A 13,244-nucleotide genomic window follows, 5' to 3' on the forward strand; every position below is an offset into this window, starting at 1 on the left:
CGGCTCAGCCCTCCAGCGCCGAACGGAGGTCCCACAGGGTGCGCCAGGTGGCGGCGCCCTGTTCGGCGCGGCGGCGGACCGGGCCGTCCCAGTAGCCGAGCAGCCGGGCGGCGTCGGCCGGGTCGTCCTTGCGGACCACGCCGAGGAGTTGGCCGGGGAGGCGGCCGAGCAGGTCGCCGCCGTCGGGCAGGTAGGCGGCGGTGACGCCGAGCGCGGTGGCGACGGAGACGGCCTCGGCGGTGCTCATCACGGTGGACGGGCGCTCGACGTCCCAGCCCTCGGTGGAGCGGCCGGTGCGCAGGTCGCGGAAGGCGGTGACCAGGGCCTCCAGGACGGCGTCGTCCACCGCGTAGGCGGCGCCGGCCCGGGCGACGGACACGGTGGACTGGCGCCGGACCAGCTCGACCTCGGCGGCGAGGCTGCCGATCGGGCCGACGGTCTCGAAGTTGAACCGCCGCTTGAGGGCCGCGGACATCTCGCTGACGCCCTTGTCCCTCAGGTTGGCGGTGGCGATCAGGGTGAAGCCGGCGGCGGCGTGCAGCTGTCCGTCCGGGCCGCCCGCCAACTCGGGGACGGCGATGCGCCGTTCGGAGAGCAGGGAGACCAGGGCGTCCTGCACCTCGGGCAGGCAGCGGGTGACCTCCTCGACCCGGGCGACCGCGCCGGTGGTCATCGCGGTGAGCACCGGGGAGGGGACGAGGGCGTCGCGGCTGGGCCCCTTGGCGAGCAGCAGGGCGTAGTTCCACCCGTACTTGAGCTGTTCCTCGGTGGTGCCGGCGGTGCCCTGGACGGTGAGCGCGCTGGTGCCGCAGACGGCGGCGGCGAGCAGTTCGGAGAGCATGGACTTGGCGGTGCCGGGCTCGCCGACGAGCAGCAGGCCGCGCTCCCCGGCGAGGGTGACGACGCAGCGCTCCACCAGCGCCCGCTCGCCGACGAACTTGGGCTCGATGGCCAGGCTCTTGCGCCCGGCCTTGAGCTTCTCGCCGTCGCTGCCCATCACGAAGGTGACGACGGCGCGCGGGGTGAGGCGCCAGCCGGGCGGGCGGGGGCCGCTGTCGTGCGCGGCCAGGAACTCCAGTTCGGCGGCGTACTTCTCCTCGGGCGGGACGGTCTGCCGGTCCACGGGGACGGGGACGGTGCCGGCGGCGGTGGTGCCTGCGGTGGTGGTCTTGGTGGCGGTCATCGGCGGGCCTTCCTGCGCTTGCCGGTCTGGAGCTCTTCGTATCTGGGGGCGTCGCCGTCGACGGTGCGCTGCCAGGCCCGGGCGAACAGCTCGGGGACGGGCAGGGGCGCCAGCACGGGGCGGTGGGTGGACCGTTCGTACAGGGCGGCCTTCCAGGTCTCGGCCGGGAGGGCGGGGGCCTTGGCCTCCTGCCAGCCGCCGGGCAGGAAGAGGCCGCGGCCGGCCCGGGACCGCTTGGCCTCCAGCACCAGGGCGGTGGCGGCGAGTTCGGCGCGGGCCCGCTTCAGCCGGGCGGGCTTCCAGCCCGTCCAGCGGGCGGCGTTGCGGTCGGTGGGGTCGGGCAGGGCGAGCAGCTGGAGGTAGAGGGCGGCGGCGTCCTCGCCCAGTCCGTGGGTGCGGGAGACCTCGGCGACCAGCCCGGGGGCGGACAGCTGCGGGTTCTGCAGCCAGGCCGGTCCTTCGCCGTCGGCCGTCTCCACCGCGGCGGGGGCGGCCAGCCGCTCCGGTTCGCCGCGCAGGACGGATGCGATGGCCCCGCGTTCCACGGTGAACCAGTAGCTGTCGGAGAGCCCGTCGAGCAGTTCGAGCAGCGGGTCGTCCGGGCCGGTGAGGGCGGCCGGGCGCAGCCAGACCCGCTCGTACTGCTCGTGCTCCGGGGTGAGGACGAGTGCCGGGCCGCAGCGGACCAGGCCGTCCGGGTCGGCTCCGCCCTCGGCGGGCAGACCGAAGTGGGTGCGCAGTACGGCGGAGAGCGGGGCGCCCTTGGTGGTGCGCAGGAGGTCGACGTCGAGCAGCAGCTCCGGGTCGGCCAGGCGCTCGCGCAGCGCGGTGGCGGCCCGGGGCAGCAGCGGGCGCAGCGGGCTGTCGGCGGGCAGGTGGTAGGCGAGCCAGCGCAGGGCGTCGAGGGTCTTGTCCAGTGCTCCGGAGCCGGGCACCGCGCTCGGGTCCTCGGGGACGAGCCGGGGCGCGGGCAGGCCCTCGCTGCTGAGCCGGAAGGTGGTGGTGCGGGTCAGCCACGGGGTGTGGGCGGGGTTGAGCACCGCTTCGATGGTGGTGATGGCGACGCCCTGGACGGTGGCCTGGGCCTCCTCGGGGAGGGTGACGAGGCGTCCGAAGCGCCGGATCCAGGCCTCGGCCCCGGCGGCGAGGTCGGGGCCCTCGGTCCACAGCGTTTTCGGGTCGGCGGTCAGCAGGGCGCCCCAGACCTCGGCGATGCCGGCGTGGTCGTGTGCGCGCAGCCACGCCTGGGCGGCCCTGACCTCGGCGGGCTTGAAGCCGTACTCCTCGGGCAGCTCGGCGTTGCCCCAGCGCAGCAGGCCGGAGGGCGGGCTGAGCAGCAGGGTGGCGCGGGTGGTGCCGATGCCGGTGAGTGCGGAGAAGGCGGCGGCCCGGGTCCGGTCCCACGGGACGCTGCCGCGCAGGGCGGCGACCCGCCAGAACTTGGCGACCCAGGCGGCGGAGACCCGCTCCTCGGTACCGCGCTCCTCGACGGTGGTGAAGTGTGCGACGGGGCCGAACTCGCCGCTCGGGTCGTGGTCGACGGCGAGCCAGTGCACCGTGCCGTCGTAGAACTGGCGCCGGTGGCCGAGGATGACGACGGTGCGGGCGCCGTGGCGCAGCACCTCGCCCTGGCGGTGATCGGCCGGACGGGTGCTGCTCGTGGCGCTGCCGGCGGTCGTGGCGCTGCCGCCGGTCGTGACGTTGTCGGCGGGCTCGCTGAGGACGATCTCCCGCAGGGTGGCCCCGCGGTCGGCGAGCGGGCCCCTGGTGAGCTCGCCGAGCAGCAGCACCAGCGAGGAGCGGTGGGCCGGCTGGGTGAGCGGGGAGGCCACGGCGTGGGCGAGGGCGTCGACCCGGCCGAGCAGGTGCAGCCAGCCGTGGCTGGCGTCGCCGCCGCGCAGGGTGACCTTCGCCGGGGTGCTCCAGCCTGCTGCGCTCGCGGCGGGCGGGGCGGCGAGCACGGCGCTGACGGTGCGCAGGTTGTTGAGCACCCGGCAGCAGTCGGAGCTGCCCCAGTGGTTGCCGAAGCCGCCGACTTCGGGCAGGACGGCGCCGACGGCGTCGCGCAGTTCGTCGTCCCTGCCGTGGTCGGGCCGCCACTCGGCGGCCTCTGCCGGGCCGGGGCGTTCGGCCTCCGGCTGCGGGAGGAAGCGGGCGATGCGGTCGAGCAGGTCGGCGGCGGCCCGGGCCATCCCGGCGACGCCGGCGAGCAGCAGTGGGTGTTCGATGCCGGGCAGGGCGGCGCCGACCGCCTCGACGGGCAGGGTGTTGCGGGCCTCGCCGCGCTGCGCGAGCGGGCGGCGCACGCCCTGGACGGTCAGCCAGCGCTGCTCGGCCTCCTGGACGGGCTGGGTGTCGGTGGGCCAGGCGAGGTCGATCAGCCGGGCGGCCTGCTCGGTGGTCACGGCGCGCAACACCCGGGAGCCGGCCTCGTCGCGGGGCCGCAGGGCGTGCCAGTGCTCGTACGGCGGGACGAGGGTGGTGCCGGCGGCGGAGAGGTCGCCCGGGGTGCAGCCGCGCAGGTCGGCGGTGCGGTCCGAACGGTCGGCGAGGTCGGGCAGGTTGAGGGAGAAGAGCGGCTCGCCGGAGCGGCTGACGATCGGGCTCGCCCCGCCGGGCAGGCCGAGCCGGCCGACCGGGACGGTGTCCGGCCGGGAGCCGGGCATGGGCAGGACGATGCGCTGCCCGTCGGCGGTGAAGGTGGTGAGGGCGCGGCCGGGCTCGGTGCGGACCCAGCTGCCGAGGACGGTGCCGTCGGTGCCGAGCGGGGTGTGTTCCAGGCCGGGCTGCAGTGGCAGCAGCCGGGTGCTGCCTTCGAGGAGGCGGCCGGCGGAGGCGGTGGCGGCGATCAGGGGCGGCTCGGCGGTGCGGCCCAGGGTGCCGGTGAGCGGGTCGAGTTCGCGCAGGGCGGGGCCGTCCGAGCCGTGCCGCAGCGTCCAGTGGCCGGTGCCGTCGCCGAGGACGGGGTGCTCGTGGGGCATCCGGGTGTCGCCGGGGTGCAGCGGGCGCTCGCCGGTGGTGCGGCCACCGCCGGGCAGTGGGATTGACGGGCCCTCCGGGTACCGCTCGCCGTAGTGGTAGCCGGCGATGGTGCTGCCTTCCGGCTCGAAGGTCTCCTCCGGCCGGCCGGACCAGTAGGCCCGCTGCTTGCCGTCCTCCCACCAGACCACCAGCAGTTCGCCGTCGACGAAGCGCAGCCGGAACCGGTTCCACTTCTCCTTCGGCGGGGGCATCCGCAGGGTGTGCTCCAGCAGGATGCCCTCCGGGCCGACCACGAGGGCCCGGTCGAGGCGGGCGAGGATCAGGTTCGGCCAGGCGTCCTCGACGAGCAGGCCGCTGAGGCCGCGGGTGCGCAGGCCGGGGGCGGTGACCGGCGGGGCGTCGGCGGCGGGTGGGTCGGCGAGGGAGGCGAGCGCGGCCTCCAGAGCGGGCCAGCCGAGTTCGTCCAGGATGCCGGCGCCGAGGGCCCGGGCGAGCAGGCCGGTGACGTCGAGTGCGGCGATCTTCTCGGCGGCGGCCGGGGCGACCGTGCGGATCGCGGTGCGGTACTGGTTCAGCGAGCGTGCCAGGTCGGCGGCGCCGGCCAGGCCGCGGGCGGCGGTCAGCTCGTCGGCGCGGTCCTCGGCCCACTCCGCGAACAGCTCGTTCAGCAGCGGCAGGACGGCTGCCCTGCCCGTGACGGCCGTCTCCCAGGCGGGCGGGGCGGCGCGGCGCAGCAGCGGCCGGTAGCGGGCGTCGGCGGCGACGGCCGCGAGTGCGGCGGCGTCGGGGCCGGCCTGCTGGACCCAGTCGCGCAGATCGAAGCCGAGGCCGGTCGGCGGATCGGCCACGGGGACGCCCGCGGCCAGCAGGAGGTTCAGCAGGTCGAGTCGGGTGTGGCTGGCGCGGATGCCGGTGAAGAGGTCCACCGGGACGGCGTCGGCCCGCAGCCGCTCGACCATCCGGGCGGCCAGGGCGAGGGTGGCCGGGCAGCTGGGCCGGGTGCGCCAGCCGCGGCCGAGGTGGTGGCACCAGCGCTGGAGCCAGGCCGCGGCGGGCTCGGCGCCCTCGGGGCGGGGGCCGGTGAGCAGTGCCTCGGCGCCGGTCGCGGCCAGGACCTCCAGCCAGGCGGTGTCGTGCGCGGCGGAGCCGGAGCCGGAGGCGGCCGGGTCGGGCAGCAGCTCCAGCAGGCGGGCCCTGACCGCGGCGTCGGCCTTGCCGAGCTCGATCAGCGGGCCGTGCCAGGACTTCCAGAAGGCGGCGGGTGCCCGGTTGACCGCCGGGGCGTCCAGCAGCTCGGCGAGCAGGGACCGTTCCTGCTGGGCGCGGTCCAGCCCGGCGGCCCGGATCAGCGCGCGGGCGTCCTCGGCGACCCCGGCGTACGGGGCCATGCCGGCCGCGGAGCGCTCGGTGCACAGCTGGCGGAAGCGCTGCCAGGCGGTCAGCGGGTCGAGCCGCTGGGCGAGCTCCTTGACGTACTGGCGCAGGGACTTGACGGTGAGCGCGCCGGCCAGGGCGAACTCCAGGAAGACGGCGCGCAGCCGCTCCTCGTCCACCGTCAGGCCGTGGGTGCGTTCGGCCTCGCGGGCCTTGCCGAACCACGAGGCGGCGTAGGTCTGGTTGCCGTGGCCGAGGAAGATCCGGCCGACCTCCTCGCAGAAGGTGGGCAGGAAGTGCGGGACGGCGCGGCCGAGCCGGGCGGCGAGCGCGTCGAAGCCGTCCTTGGCGGCGCCGGGCTTGGCGGCGGCCTGGCGGGCCAGCCGCTCCATCTCCTTGACCAGGGCGAGCGCGTGGTGGCCGTTGGCCGGGTCGTGGACCAGGGCCCAGGCGGGGAAGCCCAGCGCCTCCTGGCGGACCTGGCCGACCTCGGCGGGCTCGCCGTCGGGCGTCAGGCCGAGGAACTCGACGGCGAGGTCCTCGGCGCGGCCGAGCGCGCCGGGGACCAGCCGGACGATCCGGCGGCCGTCGAGCGCGGGGTGGGTGTAGCCGCGGGCGGTGAGCACGTCGGCGGCGCTGTCGGGCCGGCCGGCCTCGGGCAGGGTGCCGGCCGGAAGCACGGCGCCGGCGTCGAGCAGGGCCTCGGGCGAGGCGGAAGCGGTGCACGGGCCGGTGGTGCACGGCCCGGCGGCCGTGGCGGTGGTGGTGGCGGCGGTGGCGGTGGCGGTGGCGGTCATGCGGTGTCCTCCCCTTCGAGCGTGCGGCCGGCGTACAGGGCGGCGGCCATCCGCATGCCCTCGGACCAGGCGACCGGTCCGACCTCGGTGAGCGGCAGGGCCCGGCCGTCGGGGCCCGCCCAGCTGAGCGCGCCGGTCTCGCACTCGTCGTACTCGTAGTAGTCGCCGACCCAGACCCGGGCCTCGACGGTGCGCCCGCCCTCGGTGATCGACTGGACGGCGGAGCCGCCGCGGACCCGGCAGCCGAGCCGGGCGCAGCGCCCGACCAGCTCGCGCAGCTCGCGGTAGCGGCCGCCGGCGTACGTGGTGACCTCGGTGCCGCCCGGCAGCTCCTCCGGCCGGTGCCAGACCTCGCGGTAGAGCTGCTGGACGCGCTGGGAGACGCCGAGCTCGACGGCGAACTCGCGCAGCTCGTCGAGGTCCTGGAGCAGGACGGGATGGGGTATCAGGACCTCGCCGTCGGTGAGGCGGACGGTGTCGCCGTCGAGGTCGACCAGGCCGAGGCCGCGCTCGGCGTCCGCGCCGCGCAGGAAGCCGGCGACCGAGCCGTCCGCACCGGTGACCACCAGATCGCGCAGCACGGCCTGCCAGGCCTCGTCCGGCCAGACGGCGGTGAGCACCGCGGCGGGCACCGGCAGCGAGCGCACCATCCAGCGCTCGACGTCGTCCCGGCAGCTCCGTTCGTGCGCGGCCAGCCACTCGGCGAGCTGCTTGAGCTGGGTGACCACCGGGTCGTCACCGAGCTTCGACGGCAGGGACTTGAGCGCGCGGCCCGCCGCGTTCCGGCAGACCACCTTGCCCTCCCCGTCGAGCGCGACGCGGTACCCTCCCGCGCCCGTCTCCACCCATGCCACGGCCGTACTCCTCCCACCTGGGAACACCTGTCGGATCGCCGTGCTGACCAGCGATGCGAGGAACGTAGCGAGGCCCACTGACAACGCGACGGGCGGGGTGGAGGTGGATGGCGGCGCGGAGATTTGAAACCGCTCGAACGGGTGACCGAGCAGGTGGGGGTGGCGACGCGGCACGACGGCGGGAAGCCGGAAAGGCGGCGGGAAGCCGGATAGGCGGCGCCGCCCGTACGAGGGCAGCGCCGCCCGGTGGGGCAGCGGGAGGAGCGGCCGCGAGGCGGGCCCGCGGGTGTCAGCCGAGCGGCGCCCGGGGCACGATGACCGGTGCGCCGTCACCCGGCGCCGTGAGCACATGGCTGTCGATGTCGTACAGCGCCCGCACCAGCGGCGCGTCCACCACCTCGCGCGGCGGCCCGCAGGCGACCACCGCGCCGTCGCGCAGGGCGACCAGCAGGTCCGCGTACCGGGCGGCCGCCGCGAGGTCGTGCAGGACCATGACCACCGTCCGCCCGCCCGCCGCGACCTGGCGCACGAGCTCCAGCACCTCCACCGCGTGCCCGAGGTCGAGCGCGCTGGTCGGCTCGTCGAGCAGGACGACCGGGGTGTCCTGGGCGAGCACCATGGCGAGCCAACAGCGCTGGCGCTGCCCGCCGGAGAGCCGGTCGAGCCGGCGGTCGGCCAGTTCCGCGACGCCGGTGGCGCGCAGGGCCTCGGCGGTGATCCGTTCGTCGTCCGGCGACCACTGGCGGAACAGGCCCTGGTGCGGGTGGCGGCCGTAGCGGACCAGCCCGGCGACGGTGACCGCCTCCGGTGCCTGCGGGCTCTGCGGGAGCAGGGCGATCCGGTGCGCGGCCTGGCGCGGGCGCAGCCTCCAGACGTCCTCGCCGCCGACCAGGACCCGGCCGCCGTCCGGCCGGTGCAGCCGGGCGACGGCCCGCAGCAGGGTGGACTTGCCGCAGCCGTTCGGTCCGACCACCGCCACCACCTGCCCGGCCGGGACGGTGAGGTCCACCCCGCCGAGCACCGGGCGCCCGGGGCCGTAGCCGGCGGTGAGCCCCTCGATCGTCAACTCCATGGCAGTTCGGACTCCCAGCTCCCTGGACACGACAGACACGACCGAGACGACAGACACGACCAAGACGACACGTCCGGGTCCGACGCGTGCTCAGCTGCCGCCGAGCGCCTTGCCGATGTCGCCGATGACGGCGTCGGCCGCGAGCGGGCCGCCCCGGGTCGACCAGACCGAACCGTCCACCGTGACGGTGCGGTTGTTCTTGACCGCGTTCAGCTCCTGGTAGGCGGGCTTGGACTGGACGTCCTTGAGGGCGGCCTTGCCGTCGTCCGTGAGGGTGGACAGGAACAGCCAGTCGCCGTCGATCTCGGCGAGCTTCTCCAGGCTGAGCGCCGGGCTGTGCGCGTTGCCGTCCTTGTCCTGCGCGGCCGGGCGGGTGAGGCCCATGTCGAGGGCCACGCCGGAGGCGAACTGCTTCTTCTCCATCCAGCTCGGCCCGGTCGGGTTCCAGCGGACGATGGAGACGGCGGCGCCCTTGTTCCTGCCGAGTTCGCCGCCGGCCTTGGCGGCCTTGGCCTCGTAGTCGCCGATGACCTCATTGGCCCGGTCGAGCTTGTTGACGGCGTTTCCGATGCCGCGGAAGGCGAGCTTCCAGTCGTCGGTGGGCGCCATGGTGACCAGGGTGGCGGGGGTGATCTCGCGCAGCTGCTTGAGCATCTGCTCGTCCTGCATGTCGCCGGCCAGGATGAGGTCGGGCTTGGCGGCGATCACCTTGTCCATCACGGGCTGCAGCAGGTTGCCGACCACCGGCACGCCCTGGACCTTGTCCTTGAGGTACGCGGGCGGCTCGTTGAGCCCCTGGCCGTTGGTGATGCCGACCGGCTTGGCGCCGAGGGCGAGCACCGCGTCCAGGTCCTCCTGGGTGAGGGTGACGATCCGCTTGGGCTCGACGGGGACCTCGACGGCCTTGCCGGTGGCGTCCTTGACGGTCCGCTTGCCTCCGCCCGCCGCGTCCGCCGCCGGGGCGCCGGAGCCGGACGAGGAGGAGCCCGAGGAGGAGCCCGAGGAGCCGCAGCCGGCGAGCAGGAGCGCGGCCGCCCCGGTGACGGCCACCACCTGGGCCGCACGGCGGCGAACGGGGCTGAGCGGGCGACGGGCGAACGGCATGGGTGCCTCCGGGCGGCGGTGGTACGGGAGTTGAGCAGTGTCCGGGCAGCCGGGCAGCTGCGGTTCCGGGCAGGTGCCGGACAGGACGGAACGACCATTAGGTTAGCCTTACCTTATGACATTGTCGCAAGCGGGCGTCCACGAAGCGTCCCCTGCCACCGCGCCGGACACCCCGCCGCCGGGGAAGGAGGGCCCGGGAACGGAGACCACGGGAACGGAGGCCACGGGGAAGGAGGCCCGACGCCGTACCTGGCCGGTCGCCGTCGGGACGGTGGCGCTGCTGCTCGCCCTCACCGCGCTCTCGCTGTCGGTCGGCGCCGGCGAGGTCGGCCCCGGACGGGTCCTGGACTACCTGCTCGACCGCGGCGGCGCCCGCGCCGACGGCCGCCTCGCCCTCGTCGTCGGCGACCTGCGGCTGCCCCGCACCCTCACCGCCCTGCTGGTCGGCGCCGCACTCGGCGTGGCCGGCGCGCAGTTGCAGTCCGTCACCCGCAACCCGCTCGCCGAGACCGGACTGCTCGGCGTCAACGCCGGCGCCTCGCTCGGCGTCGTGCTCGGCATCGCCGTACTCGGCGTGCAGACCTCCTACGGCTACCTCGCCTTCGCCTTCGGCGGAGCCGTCCTCGCCAGCACCCTGGTGCTGCTGATCGCGGGCAGCCGGGGCGGCGGCTCGCCGATGCGCCTGGTCCTCGGCGGCTCCGCGGTCGGTGCGACCTTCGGCGGACTCACCGGCATCCTGATCGTCAACTCCCCGGAGACGTACGACCGGTACCGCGTCTGGGTGCTCGGCTCGCTCGCCGGAGCGGAGGGCTGGACGACGCTGCGCCAACTCGCCCCCGCCCTCGGCGCCGGCTTCCTGCTCGCCCTGCTCACCACCCGGCCGCTCACCGCCCTCGCACTCGGCGACGACCTCGCCCGCGGCCTCGGCCACCGGCCCGGCGCCACCCGGGCGACGGTCGCCGTCGCCGTCACCCTGCTCACCGCCTCCGCGGTCGCCCTCGCCGGGCCGATCTCCTTCCTCGGCCTGCTCGCGGGCTTCCTCGCCCGGGCCGTCGCCGGTCCCACGGTCGGCCGACTCACCCTGCTCGCCGGGCTGTTCGGCGCCGCCGTCCTCACCGGCGCCGACGTACTGGCCCGGGTGGTGGCCCGCCCCTTCGAGGCGCCCGTCTCGGTGATCGTCGCCCTGGTCGGCGCCCCCGCACTGATCGCGATCGTCCGCTCCCGGCGCTCCGCCGCCCTCGCCATCGCCGACCCGGCCGAGGCCGCACCGCCCGCACGACGGGTCGAACCACCCTCCCCGAAACCGGACGTGGTACTGCGAAACGGCGCCTGGTCGCTACTGCTCCCCCGCCGGGCCCTGCTCGCCTCGCTCGGCCTGGGCGCCGCACTGCTCGCCGCCGTCGTGGTCTCCGCGCACGCCGGGCAGAGCGAACTCGGCCTGGGCCGCACCTTCCAGGCCGTGTTCGGCTACGGCGACCGCCTCGACGTGCTGCTGGTGCAGAAGTTCCGGCTCGGCCGGATCGTCGCCGGACTCGCCGCCGGCGCCGCACTCGGCCTGGCCGGCTGCCTCACCCAGACCCTCGCCCGCAACCGTCTCGCCACCCCCGAACTGCTCGGCGTCAACGACGGCGCCACCGCCGCCGTCCTGATCTCCGCCACCGCCTCCGGAACCTTCGGCGCCTGGTGGGCCGGGCCGCTCGGCGCGCTCGCCGCCGTCCTCGTCGTCACCCTCGTCTCCGGCGGGCTCGGCGCGCGCGGTTACCGGGTGCTGGTCGTCGGCCTCGCGATGTCCGCGCTCGCCTCCGCGGTGATCCAGGTCGCGCTGGCCCGCCGCTCGCTCAACTCGGCCGGGTCGCTGTACGTCTGGACCTCCGGCAGCCTCAACGGACGGGACTACGCCATCGCCACGCCCGTCCTGATCGGGCTGGCCGTGCTGGTGCCGATCGCCCTGGTGGCGGCCAGGCGGCTGGCCGTGCTGCGCTTCGACGACAACGTCGCCGCCGCACTGGGCGTCGACCCCGGCCGGGTCCGGCTCGCCTGCCTGCTGCTGGCGGTCGCCCTCGCCGGACTGGCGGTCGGCGTCTGCGGGCCGGTCGGCTTCGTGGCGCTCGCCGCGCCCGTGATCGCCGCACGACTGGCCGGGCCCGCCCGGGTGCCGGTCCTCGGCTCGGCCCTGACCGGCGCCCTGCTCGTCGTCCTCGCGGACACCCTCGGCCGGGTACTGATCGGCGGGGTGGAGATCCCCGTCGGCATCGTCACCACCGTGCTCGGCGGGCCCTTCCTGCTCTGGGTGCTGCTCAGCCGCAAGAGCAGCACTGCTTAAGTCACTTGGAGCCATCACTGTGGAAACCCCTCCCCGCGTCACGACCGATCCCGACGACCCCGCCTACCGCCTGGTCACCTTCACCCACCACGGCGAGGACTGCGACGGAGTCCTCGCCCTGCTGCACACCGTGACCGACAAGGACCGCCACGTCGGGGACCTCACACCACACCTGATGGCCCGCCAATCCGACGGGGCCTGGTCGATCACCTACCGGCTGCGCGCCGACCACCGCGCCTCCTACCAGCTGTACCCGTTCCGCGGCCAGGCTCCCGGCACCACCCGCCCCGACTGGCTGCGCGTCCTCGACCACGCCCGCCCCGACCCGTACGACCGCGAGCCCCGGCTGCCCGCCCGCGACGGCCGTCACCCCTCCTCGGTGCTCAGCCTGCCCGAGGCGCCCGCACAGCCGTACGTCCGGCGGCGCGAGGACGTGCCGCGCGGCCGGACACAGTCGCACACCGTCGCCGGGCGGCGGGTCGACGTCCACCTCCCTGCGGGACACCGCGGCGGCCCGCACTCGGTGGCCGTACTGCTCGACGGCGAGATGTGGGCCGAGGTGCTGTCCGTCGACGACACCCTCGACAACCTGACGGCCGACGGCGCGATCCCGCCCACCGTCACTCTGCTCGTGCACACCATGGGCCCCGGCCGGCCGGACGACCTCAGCTGCAACCCGGCCTTCGTCGACCTGCTCGCCGACCGCCTCCTCCCGTGGGCCGCAACGGAGTTCGGCGCCACCACCGACCCGGCCGACACCGTGATCGCCGGCCAGAGCGCGGGCGGACTGACCGCCGCCTACGCCGCCTTCCACCGGCCCGAGCGCTTCGGCAACGCCCTCTCCCAGTCCGGCTCCTTCTGGTGGCCGGACGGCACCGAGGCCGACGCCGGCAGCGAATGGCTGACCCGGCAGTTCGCGACCGGGGAACGACGGGCCGCCCGCTTCTACGTCGAGGTCGGCCTGCAGGAGTGGATGCTGCTCACCCAGAACCGCCACCTGCGCGACGTGCTCACGGCCCGCGGCTACGACCTCGCCTACCGCGAGTTCAACGGCGGCCACGACTACGCCTGTTGGCGCGGCGGCCTGGCCGACGGCCTGGCCCATCTGCTCGGATCGGACCACTCACCCGAACGACCGGAATAGACCGAAGTCAAACCGGCCCGGCCTGCCGCCCGCTAGGAGGCAGGCTGGGCGGCGGAGCGGTCGGGCCGGCGGTCAGTCCCGGTGGGGGACGAGCCGGGACAGGTCCAGCTCGAAACCGAACGGAGCGGGAATGCGGATGGACTCGCCGAACTCCCGCTCCGTCCGGGTGTGATAACGGTCGCGGTTCGGCTCGGAGAACAACGTCACGGTCTTCTGCCGCGGGTCCACGATCAGGTAGAGCGGGAAGCCCATGCGCGGGTAGTCGCGGACCTTGCCGGTCCAGTCGTTCTCGGGGTTGGACGGCGAGACGATCTCGATCGCGATCAGCGCCTCTTCGAGCAGGCGGTAGCGCTCAGGGTTCGTGTGGACTCCTCCAGTGCTCCGACCACCGTACGGCAGCCGGAGCCGTCG

Annotated in this window: 8 protein-coding genes; 2 read left to right on the forward strand and 6 right to left on the reverse strand. The window is 75.5% G+C overall.

The annotated features are described in order from the left end of the window. Positions 1-4: 4 nt before the first annotated feature. From CRP52_RS06045 to CRP52_RS06065, 5 genes are all read right to left on the reverse strand, one after another. Positions 5-1,183, reverse strand: coding sequence for an ATP-binding protein (locus tag CRP52_RS06045; RefSeq protein ID WP_097235446.1), 1,179 nt, complete (start codon positions 1,181-1,183; stop codon positions 5-7). Then, positions 1,180-6,336 (reverse strand): hypothetical protein, encoded by a 5,157-nt coding sequence (locus tag CRP52_RS06050; RefSeq protein ID WP_097235447.1) that lies wholly within the window; start codon positions 6,334-6,336, stop codon positions 1,180-1,182. Before CRP52_RS06050 ends, CRP52_RS06045 begins: the two co-directional genes overlap by 4 nt. Next, the gene (locus CRP52_RS06055) at positions 6,333-7,190 is read right to left on the reverse strand and encodes a DUF4132 domain-containing protein (protein WP_373560460.1); all 858 of its coding nucleotides are present in this window, start codon (positions 7,188-7,190) and stop codon (positions 6,333-6,335) included. Before CRP52_RS06055 ends, CRP52_RS06050 begins: the two co-directional genes overlap by 4 nt. A gap of 289 nt (positions 7,191-7,479) precedes the next feature. Further along, positions 7,480-8,262: an ABC transporter ATP-binding protein gene (locus CRP52_RS06060; protein ID WP_097235449.1), complete on the reverse strand. Its 783-nt coding sequence runs from the start codon at positions 8,260-8,262 to the stop codon at positions 7,480-7,482. Between the two features lie 90 nt (positions 8,263-8,352). Beyond that, on the reverse strand, positions 8,353-9,366 hold the full coding sequence (locus tag CRP52_RS06065) for an ABC transporter substrate-binding protein (RefSeq protein ID WP_097235450.1): 1,014 nt from the start codon (positions 9,364-9,366) through the stop codon (positions 8,353-8,355). Between the two features lie 115 nt (positions 9,367-9,481). Here CRP52_RS06065 and fhuB point away from each other — a divergent pair, with 115 nt between their 5' ends. Both fhuB and fes read left to right on the forward strand, forming a co-directional pair. Further along, the gene (gene fhuB, locus CRP52_RS06070; RefSeq protein WP_097235451.1) at positions 9,482-11,689 is read left to right on the forward strand and encodes a Fe(3+)-hydroxamate ABC transporter permease FhuB; all 2,208 of its coding nucleotides are present in this window, start codon (positions 9,482-9,484) and stop codon (positions 11,687-11,689) included. A 19-nt stretch (positions 11,690-11,708) separates the two neighbouring features. Continuing rightward, entirely contained in the window at positions 11,709-12,833 is a 1,125-nt protein-coding gene (gene fes / locus CRP52_RS06075) for an enterochelin esterase (RefSeq protein WP_373560461.1), read from the forward strand. Between the two features lie 72 nt (positions 12,834-12,905). On the opposite strand, the gene CRP52_RS06080 is transcribed toward fes, so the two are convergent. Next, positions 12,906-13,232, reverse strand: a complete 327-nt coding sequence (locus CRP52_RS06080) for a Uma2 family endonuclease (protein WP_097235453.1) — start codon at positions 13,230-13,232, stop codon at positions 12,906-12,908. Positions 13,233-13,244: the final 12 nt, after the last annotated feature.

This window comes from Streptomyces sp. 1331.2 (genome assembly GCF_900199205.1).
Lineage (GTDB): Bacteria > Actinomycetota > Actinomycetes > Streptomycetales > Streptomycetaceae > Kitasatospora.